At 29.7% G+C, this 16,733-nt stretch carries 13 protein-coding genes; all 13 read right to left on the bottom strand.

The features are described 5' to 3' along the window. Nucleotides 1–55: 55 nt before the first annotated feature. The 13 genes from CF386_RS07465 to CF386_RS07405 all read right to left on the bottom strand — a co-directional run bounded on the left by CF386_RS07465 (nucleotide 56) and on the right by CF386_RS07405 (nucleotide 16,497). Nucleotides 56–1,123, bottom strand: a complete 1,068-nt coding sequence (locus tag CF386_RS07465; RefSeq protein WP_089073806.1) for an acyltransferase family protein — start codon at nucleotides 1,121–1,123, stop codon at nucleotides 56–58. Between the two features lie 872 nt (nucleotides 1,124–1,995). Continuing rightward, the gene (locus CF386_RS07460) at nucleotides 1,996–3,063 is read right to left on the bottom strand and encodes an acyltransferase family protein (protein WP_089073805.1); all 1,068 of its coding nucleotides are present in this window, start codon (nucleotides 3,061–3,063) and stop codon (nucleotides 1,996–1,998) included. A gap of 382 nt (nucleotides 3,064–3,445) precedes the next feature. Continuing rightward, complete coding sequence (locus CF386_RS07455) at nucleotides 3,446–4,369, bottom strand: LytR/AlgR family response regulator transcription factor (protein ID WP_158522335.1); 924 nt, start codon at nucleotides 4,367–4,369, stop codon at nucleotides 3,446–3,448. A gap of 122 nt (nucleotides 4,370–4,491) precedes the next feature. Then, nucleotides 4,492–5,334, bottom strand: a complete 843-nt coding sequence (fghA, locus tag CF386_RS07450; RefSeq protein ID WP_089073803.1) for an S-formylglutathione hydrolase — start codon at nucleotides 5,332–5,334, stop codon at nucleotides 4,492–4,494. 133 nt (nucleotides 5,335–5,467) lie between these two features. Next, nucleotides 5,468–6,010: a Spy/CpxP family protein refolding chaperone gene (locus CF386_RS07445; RefSeq protein WP_089073802.1), complete on the bottom strand. Its 543-nt coding sequence runs from the start codon at nucleotides 6,008–6,010 to the stop codon at nucleotides 5,468–5,470. A gap of 103 nt (nucleotides 6,011–6,113) precedes the next feature. Next, nucleotides 6,114–7,298 (bottom strand): multidrug effflux MFS transporter, encoded by a 1,185-nt coding sequence (locus tag CF386_RS07440; protein WP_089073801.1) that lies wholly within the window; start codon nucleotides 7,296–7,298, stop codon nucleotides 6,114–6,116. A 1-nt stretch (nucleotide 7,299) separates the two neighbouring features. Further along, the gene (locus CF386_RS07435; RefSeq protein ID WP_089073800.1) at nucleotides 7,300–7,590 is read right to left on the bottom strand and encodes a hypothetical protein; all 291 of its coding nucleotides are present in this window, start codon (nucleotides 7,588–7,590) and stop codon (nucleotides 7,300–7,302) included. Further along, complete coding sequence (locus tag CF386_RS07430) at nucleotides 7,565–8,536, bottom strand: DMT family transporter (RefSeq protein WP_089073799.1); 972 nt, start codon at nucleotides 8,534–8,536, stop codon at nucleotides 7,565–7,567. Before CF386_RS07430 ends, CF386_RS07435 begins: the two co-directional genes overlap by 26 nt. A gap of 202 nt (nucleotides 8,537–8,738) precedes the next feature. Continuing rightward, nucleotides 8,739–9,503: a dienelactone hydrolase family protein gene (locus tag CF386_RS07425; RefSeq protein WP_089073798.1), complete on the bottom strand. Its 765-nt coding sequence runs from the start codon at nucleotides 9,501–9,503 to the stop codon at nucleotides 8,739–8,741. A gap of 101 nt (nucleotides 9,504–9,604) precedes the next feature. After that, nucleotides 9,605–10,168 carry a UbiX family flavin prenyltransferase gene (locus CF386_RS07420; protein WP_225971777.1) on the bottom strand — a complete coding sequence of 188 codons (564 nt, stop codon included), beginning with the start codon at nucleotides 10,166–10,168 and terminating at the stop codon, nucleotides 9,605–9,607. Between the two features lie 133 nt (nucleotides 10,169–10,301). Further along, nucleotides 10,302–11,816 (bottom strand): glycerol-3-phosphate dehydrogenase, encoded by a 1,515-nt coding sequence (glpD, locus tag CF386_RS07415; RefSeq protein ID WP_089073797.1) that lies wholly within the window; start codon nucleotides 11,814–11,816, stop codon nucleotides 10,302–10,304. 61 nt (nucleotides 11,817–11,877) lie between these two features. Next, nucleotides 11,878–15,687, bottom strand: coding sequence for a glycosyl hydrolase family 8 (locus tag CF386_RS07410; RefSeq protein ID WP_089073796.1), 3,810 nt, complete (start codon nucleotides 15,685–15,687; stop codon nucleotides 11,878–11,880). Nucleotides 15,688–15,870: 183 nt separating this feature from the next. Further along, the gene (locus tag CF386_RS07405; protein ID WP_089073795.1) at nucleotides 15,871–16,497 is read right to left on the bottom strand and encodes a transglycosylase SLT domain-containing protein; all 627 of its coding nucleotides are present in this window, start codon (nucleotides 16,495–16,497) and stop codon (nucleotides 15,871–15,873) included. Between the last annotated feature and the right edge of the window lie 236 nt (nucleotides 16,498–16,733).

Here is a 16,733-nt window from a genome sequence, read left to right as displayed (position 1 = left end):
CTATCGTAATGACTTTAGGATGCTATCGATGTATCTAAAATGGCATAATTATAAATTAAAAAATTCTTCTGAAAATGGGTAAACGATATAAAATGATACCTAGGATAAATGAAGCTATTGTTGCTACAGCTCCAATAAATATTGCTATCCACCACGGATTCCAAGATAATTGGGGAAGTACGAACTTTATCATTAGTCCTAAAAAAATAAATTGTACGACGTATGCAGGAAATGAAGCGCGAGCTAATACTTTAGTTACTTTATTTGAGTGATTAAAAAACGTTTTAAAAATATAAAGAAGAAAAAGAATCATACCTACGGCACAAGGTGTTCTTAAAATCTCAAATGAGTTGCTTATATTAAAAGAATACCCTATTAAACCTTTGGTCCCCGATATAAAAAACATAAAGATAATTAAGCCAAATATACCATATTTAAAGTCAATTTTTTCAAGCCAATTATTTTGGTAAGCTTTTATACCCAAAATAAAAGCTGTGATATAAGTTGGAAAAAACTTTATATCTAAAAAACCTAGAAAAGCATCGCCAAGCTTGTTATTTAAAACGACTGCAATATAATTTATTGGAATCATGACCATACAAAAAACAAAGATTTTAATTAAAGATGGTAAGGGATTGTCAAATTTTTTTTGAATATTTTTTTTATCTGCAAACTGGCTCCAAAGTAAAGTAAAAATAAGCAACGTCCAGCAGAACCAGGTTACACCCATGAAAGTGCCCCATTGAAAAGAAATAGTTTGTGTATATAACCAAGATAAGTATGATGATTTAATTCCAACAAATTCCTTCATTAAAGTAAATTCAATCGGCATTTCAAGCAAAATTGTAATCAAGACTGCACCGCCCAACCGTATGATTTTATCTTTATTAAATTCAGCTTTTCCTTTTTTTAAAAAAGAGGGAATGATAAAAAAAGCAGAAATAAAAAAGAATAAGTCCATAAAAAAACTTTGATTTATACCGGTAATTTTATTAAATACATCATGATAACTGGGAAATTGAGTTCCCATATCATCAAATGAATGATGAAAGATTACTACTACAGCTAGAAGCCATTTAATGTTATCTAAATAATACATACGATTTTGGGGTGGTTTTTTCATTTTTTTTTCCTATGGGTTGATAGGTTTTTTATATTAATGGTAAAAATATTTGAGAAAACAAAAAAGGGACAAAGAGCCTGTTTGGGGGATAGATATCCCTTTTAGGGATAAAATTTTATATAAAAATAGATATTTGATAAAAGATAACTATTAAAGTTGAGGTTTTAAAATAGATAATTTTGTATATGAAGACAGTACCTAAATCTTTACTTCTTTCTCTATTATTTACAACTTTATTGTACACCATTTACAAGCAGCTTTTATTTATGCCTTACCCAACAATAGTTATGCTAATGGGTAGAGCCACCTTACATTTAGCGGTGTCACGGCTCCTATTCAAGGGCTTCTAACTCTTTTAGGCGTAACTTTTTTTGTTAAAGTGCTTTACTTGGAATCCGTGATAACCCCTTTTGGAACTGGTCTTGTCATTGGAGCAACTACAAGTCGCATGACTTGTGCTATGAGTAAAAATGGTTATATTCCTAAAAGTTGAGTCACTTTAATCAAAAAGGAACCCCCGTCAAAAGTATTGTCTTTAATACAATTATTGCAATAATTTATCTATTCACCTTCTCAAGTTGGAAAAGTTTGGTAGGACTTTTGGTGGAATGGCAATTATCCCATTTGGAATAGATGTTATTTATATTAGCTTTTTCTCTGTGGGTGTTTATCTATTAAGTTTAAAATTGTCCAAAATAAATTATCTGCAAAGGTATCAAAAGCACAACTACGTACAATTTAAAATATTTTAAAAAAACCCCTTAAAGTTTAAGCTTCTAAAGTGATAATAAAAAAATTTCCTAAAGTCATTACGCCAGCTTTAGCTATCTTAATAACTTTAGGGTACTATCAATGTATCAAAAATGGTGTAATTAAAAAATTCTTCTGAAAATTGGTAAACAATATAAAATGATACCCAGGATAAATGAAGCTATTGTTGCTACAGCTCCAATAAATATTGCTATCCACCACGGGTTCCAAGATAGATGAGGAAGTACGAACTTAAACATCAGTCCTAAAAAAATAAATTGTACAACATATGCAGGAAATGAAGCACGAGCTAATACTTTAGTCACTTTATTTGAGTGATTAAAAAACGTTTTAAAAATATAAAGAAGAAAAAGAATCATACCTACGGCACAAGGTGTTCTTAAAATCTCAAATGAGTTGCTTATATTAAAAGAAAAACTCGTTAAATTGGATATTCCTGAAATAAAAAATAAAAAAATGACCAAACCAAATAAACCATATTTAAAATCAATTTTATCAAGCCAATTATTTTGGTAAGCTTTTATCCCCAAAATAAAAGCTGCAATATAAGTTGGGAAATATTTAATATAATGAAACCCTAAAAATCCATCTCCCAATATACCGTTAACTTTCAAAGCTATTAGGTTTATCGGTATCATAATCAGACAAAAAACAATGATTTTAATCAAAGATGGTAAGGGTTTGTCAGATTTTTCTTGAATACTTTTTTTATCTGTAAACTGGCTCCAAATTAAAGTAAAAACAAGCAACGTCCAGCAGAACCAGGTTACACCCATGAAAGTGCCCCATTGAAAAGAAATAGTTTGTGTATATAAATAAGATAAGTATGATGATTTAGTTCCCAAATATTCCTTTATTGAATCATATTGAATAGGCATCACTAGCAAAATTGTTATTAATACTGCACCACCCAATCGTATGATTTTATCTTTATTAAACTCAGCTTTTCCTTTTTTTAAAAAAGAGGGAACAATAAAAAAAGCAGAAATAAAAAAGAACAAATCCATAAAATAACTTTGATCTATGGCGTTAACAGTATCAAATCCAATATAATAACTTGTAAATTTATTTTTTAAAAAATCAAATGAATGATGGAAAATAACTACGATAGCGAGAAGCCATTTAATGTTATCTAAATAATACATACGTTTTTGGCGTGGTTTTTTCATTATTTTTTCCTATGGGTTGATAGGTTTTTTATATTAATGGTAAAAATATTTGAGAAAACAAAAAAGGGACAAAGAGCCTGTTTAGGGGATAAATATCCCTTTTAGGGATAAAATTTTATGTAAAAGTAGATATTTGATAAAAGATAACTATTAAAGTTGAAGTCTTCAAATAGATAATTTTGTATAATCATTTCACTTTTTTTAAAATTAATTGAAGATGAAAAATAAATAAAGGAACATTTTATTTAATATAAGATTTTTATATAGTTATCTATATAATTTGTAAATGGTATTAAAATTAAACTAAGGTTGTTTAAATTCAATCCGAATAGTTCAGTGTCTGATAAATTATTCTCAGCTCTTTTTATAATGATAAAAAGAGTTATATTTTGTCAGATTTATTAAGTTGTTTTGACTTCCATGCTTTTCTAAAGTTTTCTATGAAACTTTTTGAAATATTGAACTGAGTATTATCTATCACTGTAACCACATATTTTTTATGGACCTCATCATATTTAAAAGCTTTGACCGAATCTAAATTGATTATAACTGAACGATGTATTTGAATAAAATGATCAGATAGGACTTCTTTTATATTTTTTAAAGTCGATCGAACTGGAAATAAACCATTGAAACTATTAATCTCCATATAATTACTAGCAGCTTTTATAAATAAAATTTCGTGATGTTTTACATAATATGTTTGATTACTTTTAACGACTTCGAAATAGTTTATGTTTGATTTTTTTTGTTTGTTTGTTTCAAAAATATTTTTTTCGTCAAGATCTGTGGTTTGGAGATATTTTTGTGTTTTATTTTTTTGATTCAAAGATAATGAATGAACTTGAGATGTCAAAATGTTGTAGGGCTCCATCCAAAACCGAGTTATGTAAATATATGCAATCACATCAATGATGATACCTGTGTTTACAGTTATTTCATAAAAGAAATCTTCATCGTACAAATTTCTTTTGAGAAAGATATCCTTCATTAAAAGTAAAATAAAATGAAAAACATAGCATATAAAAAGACAAATTATGAATTGCAGACATGTTTTCCATTTAAAAAATGATTTATTTTGCTGAATGAAAGTAATATCTATAAAGTACAACGCTGCAATTTGAGAAATCATACTTATTAAAGCTGCAATCAATTCATTAAAAGGATCAAGCTCGTTTAAAAAATGCCAATGAGAGCCTCTCATGAGCATTTCAAAGTAACTGGCAAAAGATGAACATATTATTAATATAATGAAAAACTTTATGATCGGGTTTCTTTTATGTATTTTTTTGATGATATCAAACATAATAAACTTAATTTTAATACAGTATTTTATATTTCGTTCTTCAAGCAACTTATGAAAAAGTAAGAAATACAGCATATTTTTTCTATATATCTTACTTTTTAAAGCTTTTCAAGTGAAGACAATTAGAGTGATTTAAGATGGAATTTAATATGTTCTTCTAAAAACGTAGCAATAAAGTAATAACTATGGTCATAACCTTCTTGTATTCTGACTGAAAATTGATCGGAGTCATAGGCATTTAGTTGTTTCTGAAAAGATACAGTCGACAGCTGCTCAGCATAAAAGACATCATCACTTCCTTGATCCACTAAAATAGGAAGGTTTGGCTTATTGTTTTTAACTAACTCAAGTGCATCATATTTTTTCCATTGATTTTTGTCATCTCCTAAATAATTTGAAAATGCTTTAATTCCCCAAGGAACTTGGCTAGGATTACAAATTGGACTGAATGCTGATATGGATTTAAACAACTCGCTATTTTTTAAACCAATCGTTAAAGCACCATGTCCACCCATTGAGTGACCACTTATAAAACGAGTATCATCAACAGGAAAGTGTTCATCGACCAGTGGTATTAATTCTTCCAAGATATAACTATACATTTGGTAGTTTTTTTTCCAAGGTTCTTGCGTAGCATTTATGTAAAAGCCTGCGCCTAAGCCAAAATCATAAGACTTATCAACATCATCAGGAACACTTTCTCCTCTTGGGCTCGTGTCTGGAGCAACAACGATTACATTATATTTTGAGGCGATCTTTTGAATACCTGATTTTTGCATAAAATTTTCATCCGTACAGGTAAGGCCAGATAACCAAAATAAAACTGGTAGCTTATTACCCTGCAATGCTTTTTCTGGTAAAAAAACACCAAACTGCATATCACAGTCTAAAGTGTTAGAGCGATGAGTGTATTGACGATTAAGACCATCAAAAGATTTATTTTCACTTTTAATTTCAATATTCATGTATTGACTTCCTGTGTGGGTATCCAATTATGTGGATATTATACATATATTTAAAAGCGAGAATAGAAAATATTTTTCAATTAAAAAGCAAAAAGCCCATATAATGGGCTTTTTTAACGATTACCTGTAAAATTTACTGCATGCTTTTCGCAAGCTCTTTCATTTTTTCAGACTTTTGACTTAATTTTGCTGATTTTTTCTCTAATTTCACAGCACACTGCTCAAACTGTTTTGCTTTAATTTGTTTTAACTTAGTTTGTTGCTCAGCAGTTAAATCCTTATACATATTGTGCTTAGCTTCTAAACGTATCATTTTTTGTTCAGTTTTTAATTTAGCTTTAGCATTCATTTTTTCAGAGATTAGTTGTTGAATTTTATCCTTATCATATCCAGAATCATTCATAACATATTTTTGCATAGCTTCTTTATAAGAGTTTTTATTTTCAGATAAAGTTTTTTTGTATTCAGCACGTGAAGCTTTCATCGCCTCTTTTGACTGTTCGCGAATATTTTTGAATTCTTCTTTTTGCTTATCCGTTAAGTTTAATTGTTTATAAAGACCTTTGTGATGATGCCCGCAACCATTTTTGTGATGACCATATGCAAATGCAGAAGTCGAACCAACGATTAATGAAACAACCATAATTGCAGCTGATATTTTTTTTGTACTATTCATAATTTCACCTTTATATTTTTTTAATCTTTTTCTTTAAGCGATGAATATATATTATCAAAGTGAATGCAAATTAGGGTATATTTATGTAAATGTTTGTAAATTTTCAATTGGCTCTTTTTAAAGTTTGAAAATATAAATACAAAAACGAAATGATGAACAAAATCATAATATTCATGCCAATAATCATTGGGTAAGCACTTTTTGAAATAAAAAAAGAGATGAGCGTAGATGTAAATCCTAAAATAAAAAAGCGCATACTTCCAAATAGCGCAGATGCTAAACCTGAATATTTCACAACATGTCTAAAAATCATTTTAGTAATTAAAGGCATTAATACCCCTAATCCGAGTGTGATAATTGAAATGGTTAAAGCTAAAGTGACTACAGATTTAGACCATAAACTTAGGCCAATGTAGGATGCAAAAAGACCTAAAAATGAAATACCACAAGCAAAAATAATCGTTTTAATTTCACCCAAAGCTCTACTTAGTTTAGGCATAAAAAAATTACCTAAAATTAAAGCCACACAGTTCCAAGCATATAAAAGCCCATAAAAATGAGGCGTAACATGATAAATATCAATGTAAACCATTGAAGAGGTTGCAACAAAGCAAGCAACAGTTCCTGAAGTACAACCTAATGCCAAAGCAGCCAACAAGTATGGCTTACATTTCAGTTGTTCAATGTAAGACTTTGCCAAAGGTTTTAAGCTTAATTTTTCTCGTTTGTTAGCTGGATGACTTTCTTTAATAAAAAATGACACAATAAAAATAACAATACCGTAGAAAGCTAAAAAATAAAAATTTGCTTGCCAGTCAAAAAATAATAAAATAAAGCTACCTATAGTTGGCGCAATCATAGGTGCTAAAGTCATAATTAGCCACACTCGACTAATCACAAAACCCATTTCATCCTCATCTTTATAACTGTCTTTAACAATAGCCATTGAGATGACCATACCAGAGCAAGCAGATAACCCTTGAATAATTCTTGTAAAAATTAAAAACTCAATACTATGCGCAAATGCACAAGCAAATGATGAAATAATAAAAACTGTTACACCAATAAATATCATTTTTTTTCGACCAAACATGTCGGATAAAGGTCCCCAAGCAAGTTGACCAAAAGCAAAGCTAACCCAAAACAAGGATAACGTCAGCTGCATTGTAGAAAAGTCAGTGTTAAAGTACCTGGTCATTTCAGGCATTGCAGGTAGATAAACATCAGTTGAAAATGGTGCAAGCGCCCCTAACCCTGATAGAAATAAGGTAAAGAAAATTTTTTTCATGTTATTTTAAGTTCTTTAATGTTAGTTGTTCAGTTAAAAAACTATACAAAGCTAAAACCGACATAATCATTGTTATTTTAAACTGTGGGTTAGTTTCATTTTTATAAAAACTTGACATCTTAATAAGAGTATCTTCATTTACATTATCTGGCTTTTTATCATGAAACTCATGAATTGTTTCTATCAATGTCAAAAGCTCTCCTCTTTTGACATCATTATCTATAAATATCCCAAAATTATTTATTAAAAACGCATTTGAAATTTTATTAAACTTTTGTGTTATTTCTTTCATATTTTAACCCAAACAATTTTTTTATAGTCAATAACATGTTCCACTCACTAAAATTTTTTAAAATTAAAGCAAATAAAATTAAAATTAATGCAAACAAAGTTGTCATTTCAAAAGCTTCTTTTAAAAAAAGGATGCCTATCAAAGTGCTAATCAAAGGTGCCACGTAGTTTGTAAAGGAAGTATATGTCACTCCAGCTTTTTCAACGAGTTTAACATAAATAAAATAGCCAACACCAGAAGCAAAAACACCAAGAATGATAATCCAAAAATAAGTCATCCAATCAGTAATTGAAATTTTTGGGAATGTGCCCATTAAAATAATTAACATTAAAGTTGACGATATTAATAAAATATTTCTAGTCATTCTCAAAGGCGATAATTTAGGGGGCATCAGCCCAATTAATACCAGAGAGAGTGCAAATGAAAAAGCACCTAAAAGAACAAAAAACTCCCCCATTAAACTATGTTGCTCATTTAAAACAAGTTTGGGTATAAATAGTACAATCAATCCTACAAAACCGACTAAGATACTCAACAAAGTAACAACTTTTTTTTCTTCTTTAGGATAAAAAAAATATGAAAGTAAAATAACAAATAATGGGATAGTACCCATCAGAATCCCGGTTATACTACTTGGCACATTTTGACTTTGCCCATAAGTAATAGCGGTCATTGGTATTAAAGTTTCAAGTATTGCAATTAAAACATATAAAATCAGCAGTTTCTTATTAAGTGCCACTGACTTGTGTTTTACATATGTTTCTTTTTTCTCAAAAAAAATGGTTAATATACATAGAGTTATTGCACCAATCATAACTCTTGCTGTTGCAAGAAAAAATGGAGGAACACTTTCTAATACGATACTATTTAAGGCAAATTGACTCCCCCATATTATAGAAAGGACTATTAAAAGGATAGTATTAAAAACATGACTACGATTTGACATAATATTTAAAGTGAAGAATCATTTATTGGAAAAATTTAAGAATTGAAGAGCATATATGATTTTTATTTTATTGTAAATAATAACGGTTTACTTTATGGAGTCTATTCTAAAGAGAATAAATTAAAAACATATTAAAGCAATTTCACCCTAGCTTTTTAAAACATAAGCTAGGGTGAAAGAATGTATTGCAAATCTTGAGAGTTTACGATGTTTTTTCATTCTGATTTTGAATAAATTCTAAAAAACGAGTCCAAGATAATTCATCCGCTTTTTTATTATATCGATCAGAATTTGGTACTGTAAAAGCATGTCTCGCTCCACCATATACGATCATCTCATTATTCACATTATCTTTGTTTAATAAATTTGATAAATCAGCAAAAGTTTTCATATCAGATACTTTATCTATTCCCCCTTGAAAAACTAAAATTTTCCCTTTTACTTTCTTATAGTCTTGGCCTTCAGGGGTTTGCAGCCCACCGTGAAAAACAACATAGCCATTCACTTGAGGTAAGTTTCTTGCCATTTCTAGGACAGCCGTTCCTCCAAAACAATAACCTGCAGCAATAATTTTGTTATCTTTATAACCTAATTTATTGATTTCATTTAAAGCTGCAGTCATTAAACTTTGCATCTCATCTCTATTTTTATATAAATGACTGGTCAACGCTTTTTTATCAGCCACTTCTTGAGGTCGGACTCCTTTACCATACATATCAACTAGAAAGACATTATATCCTTTATTAGACAACATTTTTGCTCTTTCTATTTCATATGATGTAATACCATCCCAATCGTGAACCATCATAATTAAAGGGTTATTTTTATTTTCTGCAATATAATAACCTTCATAAGTCTTTGAACCAACTTGATAATCGACAAATTTTCCAGTTTCTGCAATGGCACTTATGGGAAGTGATAAAAAACAAATTAAAACTAAACTTTTAAAAAAATTTTTAAATTTCATTATCAAACTCCAAGGAATATTTTTTACACTATTCCATAGTATGATAAGCTCCCAAAAAGCATAGGTAAGTCTTTCAAATAATAGAAAGAAATCAAATTTATTTAATTATTTTTCCAACGTTTAGCGTCTGGATGTTCGATTCCCAACTGATCTAAAATTCTATAAGCAGTGTGAGCAGTCATATCATCAATCGTTTTGGGGTGATTGTAAAAAGTTAACATTGGAGGAAAAATACTTACACCCATGCGAGATAATTTTAGCATATTTTCTAAGTGAATTTGACTTAGAGGTGTCTCTCTTGTAACCAAAATGAGGGGCTTTTGTTCTTTTAATATGACATCTGCACTTCTACTTATTAAATTATCAGCGAATCCCACACTGATAGAAGATAATGTTTTCATACTACATGGTACAATTATCATACCATCTGTTCTAAATGAACCGCTTGAAATACAAGCTGCTTGATCTCTTGAATTATAGACACGTGTAGCCAGCTCACTAAAATCTTTTAGAGTTTTATCGGTTTCAATCTCAATAGTTCTTGCACCCCATTTAGACACCATAAGATGAATATTAACATTTAAGTCATTTAAGATTTCAAGAACTTTATATGCTAATGGAGCCCCGGTTGCACCAGTGATGCCCACAATAATATCTTTTTTCAAGTAAAAATCCTTAACATTAAAAATTTTTTATGTTTTATATTATTCCGTAATATTTATCAATTTACAAATAATATAAATCTCAAAAATAATTATTTAAGTTAAAAAAGGTAGTAGATTGTTTCTTTTAAAAAAATTAGTTGAAATCCTGATTTACGTTAACTAATCTTTTAACAAAATGTGATATTTTTTGAATTTGATTATCGTTACATAATAATCCCAATTTTGTTCTTCGATATAAAAAGTCTTCAGCTTTCATCACAAATTCATTTTTAACAGTGTAAGTAATTTCTTTTTCAAATATATTTAAGCCAAAGTCTTCGCCTAAATCCTCTAAACTCTTTGATCCTTTTAATATATCTTCACATTTTTCCCCATAGGTAGATATCAACCTTTGAATAAAAGATTTGGGCAAAAAGGGGTATTTTTTATGGATTTCTCTATACAACAGTTTTGGTGAAGAAGAAACATCGGAATCAATAAAACAAGTTGTTTCACTTATAGATGGTTTAATTAAAGTTAAGTCTTCTTTAAGCTTATCTATAACCTGCTCTGAAAGAAGCCTATAAGTAGTTAATTTTCCACCAAAAACTGAAACAAGTTTTTTAGCTTTGTCATATTTGATTAAAAATTTTCGTGAAATATTCTGTGGTTTAGAACCCTTATCATCTATCAAAGGTCGAATACCGCTGTAACTTGATAAAATATCCTCTTTATTGATTGAATAATTAAAGTATGTATTGAATATATCAATTAAATAATGTTTTTCACTTTCCGATATTTCAACGTTCTCTATACATTCATCAAATTCGTAATCCGTTGTTCCCACAATTAGAAAGTTTTCTAAGTAAGGAATTACAAATACAAATCTTTTATCAAAATGTTGTAACAAAAATGCATTTTTAACATCTAACTTATTTCTGATAATAATATGAGAGCCCTTGATTAATCTTAAATTGGGCGTCATTTTATAATTCAAAACTTTTTCACAAACTTCATTTACCCATGCACCAGAAGCATTAATTAGAAACTTACTAAAGACATGGAACTCTTTATTGTGAATTTTATCTTTTACTAAAATTTTCCATAAAGACTCTTTAATATCATAATCACATTTGATCACTTCATGATAATTTTGAACATTTCCATCAAAAAGATGAGCTTGTAAAATATTTAAAATGACCAACCTTGAATCATCGACCCAACAATCAAAATATTCAAACCCCTTTTTTATTTTTGGTTTTAAAAATAATTTATTAAATTTTATTTTTTTATATTTTGGTAATGCACTGTTAACAGCAAGCATATCATAAGTTTTCAAACCTAATTTCAAAGTAAAACTAAATCTTATTTTATTTAAAATAGGGATTTGAAAAGCAAGAGGATGAGCAATAAAAGGAAGTTTTTTTAGTAAAATATCACGTTCAACAAGCGCATTTTTAACAAATGAAAATTCAAAGTTCTCAAGATACCTTAAACCTCCATGAAGTAACTTCGAACTTGCAGAAGAACTAGCTGAAGCAAAATCATTTTTTTCAAAAAGAGCAATTTTAAGACCTCGTTCAGCAGCCTCAGCTGCTATACCAGAGCCATTAGCTCCTCCACCAATAATAACAACATCATATATTAATGATTCTTTTTTAAGAGACATAAAGACATCTCCAACTTACATAATCAATAATTAATTAACAAAATAAAAAAAATGCATAGAATTAGTCACAATCTAAACAATACCAATCCACAACTCCGCTATATCGTCCAAAGCGCTCTGCTGTGTAGGACTCAATATCAATTAAAAACTCCAAATCTCCAGCATTTCTTGTACAACATCCATTACAATCAGAGTCCGAACACATATCATAAACAACAACATCTATGTAATCATTACCCTGCATTAATCGTAAGGTTTTATTTTTATACTGTTCAAAATCTTTTTCATGAACCGCAGCAATATTATTTTGTTGCACCCACTCTTCAGACATTTGTCCACTAATACCCGCAAAATATCCAGCCCATTTACAACCATTATAGTAGATGCACTCTTCACTACCTGGCTCTGGATATGATGTATACCAAGTTAAATAAGCTTGGTTAATTTCGGGAACACTCTCCTCAGTTCCCTCAGTGTTATTGTTTTCATATTGGGATTCAATTTTCTTGATATGAGCTGATAAACCTTGACCATTTAACTCGTTATCTTGTAGATCAGGATGCCAGTCACACCCAAATCCAGTCTTTAATTGATATTCATAATGCGAAATTTTATCAGCACCATAAATAATAGATTGCTCATCAACAATATCCTTAACAATTTGATGCATAGAATCATATACAGAGCTATTAGTTGAAACTAACACAATGTGTGTCAAAGGGTATTTATTGTAAATGTTATTAATAAGAGCATTATAAGAAGATTTATATTCTTGCACTAAGTTCTCGTATGAACCATAAGATTCTGAACCACTTACATACGTTGAAAAGTCATTTGTTCCAAGATTAATTATGACATATTTGGGAATGTTATTCTCAAAAGCCCAATTTCTATTTTCTCCAATTATTTCTTGATTATAATAGAAAGGGTATGGCTGCATATAAGTGCTTCCCGAGTAATTTCTGGTAACTCCCAACCCAGATATTGCATTAATTACATACTCACTTCCAAGCATTTTAGCTGTTTCTGCGGCATATGTTTTATGCGTATTTGTAAATTTTTGCAGTTCTTCACTAGAGCAAGTTCGCCCTGTTTCATCCTGAACATTAAAATCATTTTTACTTTTTGATACATTTCCATATCCAGCTGAATAAGAGTCTCCTAAAAATTCAAGTAAAGGTCCTGTTTTTAATATAGGCTCCAGAATATCGCTTGATTCATTTATTTCTATTCCCCTAAATTTAACAATATTTGATATATTTTCATTTCGCTTATAAACCTCTAGAGTATGAACATCATCTGATAAATTATCTGTAATTATATATTCAGTTTGCCCTTGTTTTATTATTAAAGATGCATCTTGTGAAGAATTATCACTCTCTAAGAAAAGCTTTTCTCCATCAATATAAATATCAAAATAGGTGTTACTTCCTTCAAAACTTAATACAAGCCGACTTCCTGAAAATTGTGTTTTCCAATAAACCCCTGACCAATTAAAATGCACTTCATCTTCTACAAATTTTGTTCTTCCAAAATATTTAATTTTAGGGTTTGTTGCGACAATAAATTTAGTAGATGCACTTGAATCAATATTAGTTTCTTCCATTAAGTTTTCACTAAGATCTGTATTGTCATCAACGTTAGAGTTATCATTAATATTATTATTAGAATTTTCATTAATGTAGATATTAGAGTCAATATTTGAGTTGATATAGGAAACATCCTCGGAATTTGTTTCCTTCTCTTGAGAACTATTAATGAAAAAATTATTGTAATTTAAAAATTGTGTATTTGTATTTTCTGATGATTGATATGCATTAAAACCAACTAAGTATGTTCTCCCAGCAGGAATAGTATCCGCATAATCATTACCTTCAATAACATAATTAAATGATCCATCAGAGTTGATGCTTTTAGAGATTACCTCTAAACCCCATACCTCACTTGAATCAATCTCATAAAAAGTAGTAAAACTGTAATTCCAGTTAACTAAATCTTCTGAAGTATTATTTGTTGCTTCAAGATTTATCGTCATACCACCAGACCAAGTCGAACTTTGATCCGATACAATAACGGTTAAAAAATCATTTTCAAAATCCTCATTATTAACGACTTCTAAACTATTGTCTGATGAAACTACATTATTATCTTCCTCTGAAAAAGAGAGTTCCTCACTGTTGTTTGTGTCTCCCATTTTTTCTGGTGAGCTCTCATTACTATTTTGAATTACATTAAGTTCAGAAGTTGGTGTTATTCTAATCCAATTAATATTCCATCCACCTTCAGTAGCAAAAACACCTAAATTTTGAAGGCCACTCTTGAAGGAAAGTGTTTTACTGATTGTTTGCCAATTTTGCCAACCACCTGTTGCAGGAATATCAAAATTTCCTAAAAAATTTGTACCTGCATCTGTATCAAGAGATAGCTTACCACCTTCGGGACTCGCTACTCTTAATTCTACCTTGTATTTTATTTCATCAGAAAAGCTTTCTGGTCTATAACTTAACCAGTCACCCTCATCAATCCAACCTACGTTTAAACCTCCCCCATTATCATTAGTCTTTTCAGTTTTAATACCTGACATGTACAAATAGTTTTCAGCCTCATAAAAAAATGAATCCTTCTCAATGACCGGCTCGACAATCAAGTTATTTTGAGCAGGCCAAAAATTCTCACTTAAAATTAATAGGGAGATTAAGTTAATTGAATCTTGATAATATCCTTCCTTTTTCTGATAGATGAGTTCATATAGATCATTAAGATAAACTTGATTATCATTTGATAACATCAAACCTAAAGCAAAAGGGGATGCAAAAAATGAAGAAAAGTAGTTTCCGATGACTTCACCATTCAATTTAAAACCTGATTTAATATTGGAGGGTTCATTATTTGTTTCATTAACCAACCATTTGTTTATTTTATCTAAGTGTCTTAAAGAATCTGAATCATTATAAAAAAGCGCATCCATAGCTAACCGCCATGGAACTCTTCCAGAATTATAATAGTAATAACCATCATTTTCACCTTCAAGAAATTTTCCTTCTGCCGGTTTACAACTTTCAATAATTGAACAATTCACAACAAAATCAGGTAAAAGACCGGTATCTTTAGAGTATTTATTTTGTATAATATTTATTAAATTTTGACTTGAAGAAACAACATTAAGCCAAGATTCATCCTTAGTTGCTTCATAAAAAGCTCTAAAGTGAGAGATCATTAAATCTGAAGAACGAGGTGTATATTGATTAAATTTATCAGCGTTGTCAGTTACCCAATCTCCTAATTTTGGTAAAAAGCTTGTCGGACCAATAACGGATGATTTCGTAGCATTAATGATTTTTATAGCCTCTGATAAATAGTCAATATCACCGCTACTCCCCCATTGCTCGTGAGCTAATAGTAAACCATAAGCAATGTCGCTATCACCATCAAATGCACTAGCATTTCCGCCTGTCACTGCCTGATTATCAACTCTCCAGCTCATAAGATCTTTATTGATACCACTAGGATATTTTTTGGCAAACCTAAAAAGTCCATCAAAAATCTCTTGTGCATTATCTTCATAACCTGACATGATTGGTAAAATGATCATCCCATAACCCTGTCCTTCAGATACTGTAACAGATGAGTTTTTTCCAAATGCAACTCTGTAATCATTATTAACTTTTATCAAGTAATGTTGCTTCCAATAATCGTAAAACTCTTTCACATGTTGATTTTTCTGTTCTTTAGAATAATTATTTGGAACAATATAATTAGAAGAATACTTGAGGTTTTGAGGGAATTTTTTTAAATCTGCATTAGCAAATCCACTTGAAAGTATCAGAATTAAAATCGTTGTAAATTTAAAACATCTCGAATAAAAGTTCATTATAAATTAGTACTCTTAGGATAAGTAGTTACATACTTAAAACGTCCACAAGAGAAAAAAATATAAATATGATTTAGTATTTCTTTTAGATAATTGAAGATTTGTAATAGAACTGCGATTAAAGTCACATCAGGCCTGAATATCTTAATCTTTCAAACCTGATCTAATTTAAAGAATTTATTTCTACCAAAATGAAGATGATGACTCACGATTTAATCGTGCTTCACAATTAATTAATTGTCTGTAATAAATTCTACCTTTATTAGTTACTTTTCTAGATTTATTCAGAAGCCATCTTTTTTTGTAATGAGTACCTCTTCGATACCCTCCATCTCCTTCATGATAAGCAAGATACAGTTTGCCAGCATCATTACGTGGAATACCTAACCTTCGAGATGAATTACTTGTATACCACCCTACAAAATCTATAGCATCAGCAAAATTATCTCTAGAGCCTGAATAATTACCTGTAGATTTTTGATAGTCACTCCACGTACCATCCAGAGCCTGTGCATAACCATAGGCAGATGAAGGTCTAGACCAGGGTATAACTCCTAAAATTGATTGTCTAGGTGGCTGGGCATCTGATACAAAATGTGATTCATAATAAATAATTGCCATTTGAGAGCTAATTGGAACATTCCATTTATTTCTAGATTTTTTTGCTGCTGTATACCAAGAAGGGTATTGTTCAAACATCGAACAAACATTGTTTATATCTCTTGGTGGAGCAGTAGCACAACCTGAAAGAATTAAACTTAAAAGTAATATAAAAAAACCATTTCTTTTTTCCAAGATAAATCGAAGCATGAAAACCCTTATGCATAGAAGACAAAATCTTTCTCCAAGATAAAAAAATAATTTAAAAATGTCTATATCATTTTCAAAGTGTTGACAATAAATTGATATAAGACATCCACATAGTTGTTTTTTGTCATTTTTTTATACTATCAACCAAAAATATCAAGATAAATTTAAACTATTTCATTAACACAAAAAGATTAAATGATCTTATGAAAAAGTTAAAATTATAGGGATAAATAACT

Source organism: Paraphotobacterium marinum (assembly GCF_002216855.1).
GTDB lineage: Bacteria > Pseudomonadota > Gammaproteobacteria > Enterobacterales > Vibrionaceae > Paraphotobacterium > Paraphotobacterium marinum.
The sequence above is the reverse complement of the archived record's forward strand: the minus strand, read 5'-3'. Positions and strand labels throughout refer to the sequence as shown.

Coding starts and splice junctions, on each gene's coding strand:
- CF386_RS07465 (WP_089073806.1), bottom strand. CDS start 1,123: ATGAAAAAACCACCCCAAAATCGTATGTATTATTTAGATAACATTAAA.
- CF386_RS07460 (WP_089073805.1), bottom strand. CDS start 3,063: ATGAAAAAACCACGCCAAAAACGTATGTATTATTTAGATAACATTAAA.
- CF386_RS07455 (WP_158522335.1), bottom strand. CDS start 4,369: ATGTTTGATATCATCAAAAAAATACATAAAAGAAACCCGATCATAAAG.
- fghA (WP_089073803.1), bottom strand. CDS start 5,334: ATGAATATTGAAATTAAAAGTGAAAATAAATCTTTTGATGGTCTTAAT.
- CF386_RS07445 (WP_089073802.1), bottom strand. CDS start 6,010: ATGAATAGTACAAAAAAAATATCAGCTGCAATTATGGTTGTTTCATTA.
- CF386_RS07440 (WP_089073801.1), bottom strand. CDS start 7,298: ATGAAAAAAATTTTCTTTACCTTATTTCTATCAGGGTTAGGGGCGCTT.
- CF386_RS07435 (WP_089073800.1), bottom strand. CDS start 7,590: ATGAAAGAAATAACACAAAAGTTTAATAAAATTTCAAATGCGTTTTTA.
- CF386_RS07430 (WP_089073799.1), bottom strand. CDS start 8,536: ATGTCAAATCGTAGTCATGTTTTTAATACTATCCTTTTAATAGTCCTT.
- CF386_RS07425 (WP_089073798.1), bottom strand. CDS start 9,503: ATGAAATTTAAAAATTTTTTTAAAAGTTTAGTTTTAATTTGTTTTTTA.
- glpD (WP_089073797.1), bottom strand. CDS start 11,816: ATGTCTCTTAAAAAAGAATCATTAATATATGATGTTGTTATTATTGGT.
- CF386_RS07410 (WP_089073796.1), bottom strand. CDS start 15,687: ATGAACTTTTATTCGAGATGTTTTAAATTTACAACGATTTTAATTCTG.
- CF386_RS07405 (WP_089073795.1), bottom strand. CDS start 16,497: ATGCTTCGATTTATCTTGGAAAAAAGAAATGGTTTTTTTATATTACTT.